Raw genomic sequence first — 3,347 nt, forward strand, 5'->3', positions numbered from 1 at the left:
GCACGCTTAATAAATTATAATTTTCAAAGAGTAAATTTTAGTTTAAATTTCGATTCAAGATTAAATAGTGAAAGAGGAAAGAAAAAAGGAGATAAAAACAAGGAAAAAATAATAGAATTTTATAATGATATAAAAAAATTTAGAGAAAAAAACAAGTTTATGGCAAAAGATAAATGTGCTGCTTACTTGAAAGATAATGAAAACATACCACTTTCTGAGAAGAAAATTTTAGAAGTTATAAATAAAATAGATAAAGAAATAAGTAATTTAAGATAATTTTTGAAATAAAAAGTTACATTTAGCCCCAAAGCATGGCTTTGGTTTTTACAGCCTTACAAAGTCTCTTCATAGTTGATTCAAGCAATAACATTCCATGTAAAGGAAAAATTAAATGACTGAATCAACAAAAAAATTCTTCACATTAAAGGAACTCGCTAGTTATTCTGAGCGTCCAGAGAAGAAACATATATATAAGTCTGGGGTGAATAAGGGAAAGGTTAAAACGATAAAAGCACGACCTGCTAAATCAGGTTTAATACCTGTGTCAGAGAAAACAATCTGGTGTTGGATTCGTGATGGTAAATTTCCAAAACCAATATGTCTAAGTTCCAGCATCAGGGTATGGAAAGTAGAAGAAATTTATGAGTGGCTCCTAAAAAAAGAACTAGGAGATCATTCATGAAAGAAAAAAAATCCTATGAGAATTATCTTCATACTAGTACCCGTATAGTAGGTGCTGAATCTAGTATCGTACATCAAATGTACCTGAGATATGGAATTATTCCTACAGAGTTTCTTGAAGCATCTGAAAATTTACATGAGTATGTAAATGTGAAAGGTTTTTCTGTAGTGCCGTTAATTGATTTAACTAATAAAATCACAGGATTGTGGTTTTATGATATTGAAAACAAAAAAGAAATTTTCGAAGGATCTGGGTTTCTAGTTTTTAATAAATCTAAAATAACTCAAGGTACTATTTTATTAACTGATGATAAATATGCGGCATTTAAAATAGCTGCAACTAATTATGCAGTTTTTTTAGTAAAAAAAATTGATAAAGATTTAGTTTCTAAAATTAAATTTAAATATCCCAATCTCTATATTGTGGCGCCATGTCATCAAACAAGTGACTTAAAAAATCGTTTGAGTGATCTAAAAATAAGGATTTTAGGTTTATCTGAACCAGTAAATACCTTTAGTGAACCTAATGAGTTACAAGAAGAAATTGACGCACTTATTTTAAAAGACGCTATTAAGCAATGGGCGACTCCTAAAGGGATAAAAGCTAATATGTTTGATGTAAAACCTCTTATGTCATCTATGTTGCCATCTATTTTATGGAACTATGCTTATGATGAGGCATTGCGGGCAGATAATATGTCAATAGACTTTGTAGCAGTTTGCACACTCGTAAGTTTAAGTTCGGTTATAGGAGCAAAAGTTGCAGTAAAGCCAAAACAAAAAGATGATTGGACAGTAATTCCTAATCTTTGGGGAGGTATTGTTGCCCCACCTTCAAGTAAAAAAACTCCAGCCTTTAATGCAGGAATTAGGCCAGTAGATAGACTTAACGAAATTGCAAAAAAAGATTTTATACGACAAACCCAAGAATATGGGGTGAGAAAGATCTTAGTTGATTCAAAAGATAAAGCCTTAACAGATGCTTTAAAACAAGCAAATAAAAAAGAAGATCAGATAAAAGTCGAGCAAATTGCTAATGAACTTCTGGAGTTAAGAAATGTATCAGAACAGCCTCCTATCTTGAAACGTTACAAAACGAATGATGCAAGTCCAGAAGCTTTAGGTGAGTTAGAAAGAACTAATCCAAATGGGATTCTGGTTTGTCGTGATGAATTGGTAGGACTTCTATCTACTATGGATAGTGGTAAAGATGAGGGAGGAAGATCTTATTATTTAGAAGGTTGGGACGGAAAGGGGTCATACGAGCTTGATCGTATTGGTAGAGGTAGTATTTTTATTGAAAATCATTGTATATCTATACTAGGGGGAATCCAACCTACAAAATTAATTGAATACCTAGAACCTAGCATCAAAGGAAACGGAAATGATGGTTTGATACAACGATTTCAATTATTAGTATATCCTGATATGCCTGAATGGAAATATAAAGATGAACACCCCAATAAAGATGCGAGAGATGCCCTGTACTCACTTTTTGAAGTAATTGATAAATTAACTATAGAAGATTTTATAAAAATGGGAGCATTTCCAAATGATGAGTTAAACTCTATCCCTTATTTCAGATTTAGTAGCGAAGCTCAGGAAAAATTTATTGAGTGGTGCACATATCTCCATAAACAAGTAATACCTCAAGAAGAATATCCAATTATTATTGAACACTTGGATAAATATGGAAAACTATTACCTGCGTTAGCTTTGATTTTTCATTTAATCGACTGCATTCAACAAGACATTACAGGCCCAATAACTAAAAAATCAATAGAAATGGCTATAGAATGGTGTACCTACCTTGAAAGTCATGCCAGAAGAGTTTATGGCCTAGTCTTGCAAGGTTCGAGCTTAAAGGCGATTGCATTGGGTCAAAAGCTTTTAAAACTCAAAAAAGATCATGAATGGAGAAGAAATGGGTTTGCTGGTAGAGAGGTCCAAAGAAAGAATTGGAAAGATCTAACGTGTCTCGACTCAGTCTCTGATGCTTTAGACATTCTAGTTGAAAAAGAGTGGTTAACGGTAGAAGAAATTGAATCAACTATTAGGGGAGGAAGACCATCCAAACGTTATTGGATAAATCCAAAAATATTTGAAACCGACTATCTTATAGATGACAAAACTGACATAACCTAAGTTATGTCAGTTTTGTCACTAAGCTTATAGAAGATTTTATAAAAGTTGCTCATATTCTTCAGTTTGAAGATCAATATACGTTCTATCTAAATGAATTTCATAGTCGCCAATATTGTGAGTTGTAGTAAAATTTTTAATACAAGGTTTTAGTTGGCTTACATGAAATGGGTTTTCTATAAATCTTAGAAAATCTTTAACATCGGGTTTGTCTGAAGCCCAATTACTATGAATTATTTTTACATTATCAACTTCACCATTAAGGGCTGATTTCAAATATAAATTTTTAGATTGAAAAAACTTAAAAAAACTTGAGAAATCTAAGAAATAGATATCAGATATTGTGTAATCTAAAGAGAAAGGAAGTGAGTATAGTAAAATTGGAACAATAATTTTATCTTTAGTATTAATATTATGTTTTTTTGGGTAACTTAATAACCCTCTTTTTAAACGTAGAAGTTGATTAATATATTTTTCAGACTTTTCTTTAAAATCTTTTAAAGACATAGCAGTTGTATTAGGGG

General features: G+C 31.4%; 3 protein-coding genes and 1 pseudogene. 3 read left to right on the forward strand and 1 reads right to left on the reverse strand.

The features are described 5' to 3' along the window. From C3420_RS17465 to C3420_RS16545, 3 genes are all read left to right on the forward strand, one after another. Positions 1 to 276 (forward strand): hypothetical protein (locus tag C3420_RS17465; RefSeq protein WP_213064676.1); only part of this gene is annotated, 276 nt, incomplete at its 5' end. 115 nt (positions 277 to 391) lie between these two features. Beyond that, positions 392 to 682, forward strand: a complete 291-nt coding sequence (locus C3420_RS16540; RefSeq protein WP_103801067.1) for a helix-turn-helix transcriptional regulator — start codon at positions 392 to 394, stop codon at positions 680 to 682. After that, positions 679 to 2,826, forward strand: a complete 2,148-nt coding sequence (locus C3420_RS16545; protein WP_103801068.1) for a YfjI family protein — start codon at positions 679 to 681, stop codon at positions 2,824 to 2,826. Before C3420_RS16540 ends, C3420_RS16545 begins: the two co-directional genes overlap by 4 nt. Positions 2,827 to 2,862: 36 nt before the next feature. Here C3420_RS16545 and C3420_RS17470 read toward each other — a convergent pair. Next, positions 2,863 to 3,347, reverse strand: a pseudogene (locus C3420_RS17470) (hypothetical protein); the annotation flags it as partial.

This window comes from Acinetobacter sp. ACNIH3, from assembly GCF_002918965.1.
GTDB classification, from domain to species: Bacteria; Pseudomonadota; Gammaproteobacteria; order Pseudomonadales; family Moraxellaceae; genus Acinetobacter; species Acinetobacter schindleri.

Coding starts and splice junctions, on each gene's coding strand:
- C3420_RS16540 (WP_103801067.1), top strand. CDS start 392: ATGACTGAATCAACAAAAAAATTCTTCACATTAAAGGAACTCGCTAGT.
- C3420_RS16545 (WP_103801068.1), top strand. CDS start 679: ATGAAAGAAAAAAAATCCTATGAGAATTATCTTCATACTAGTACCCGT.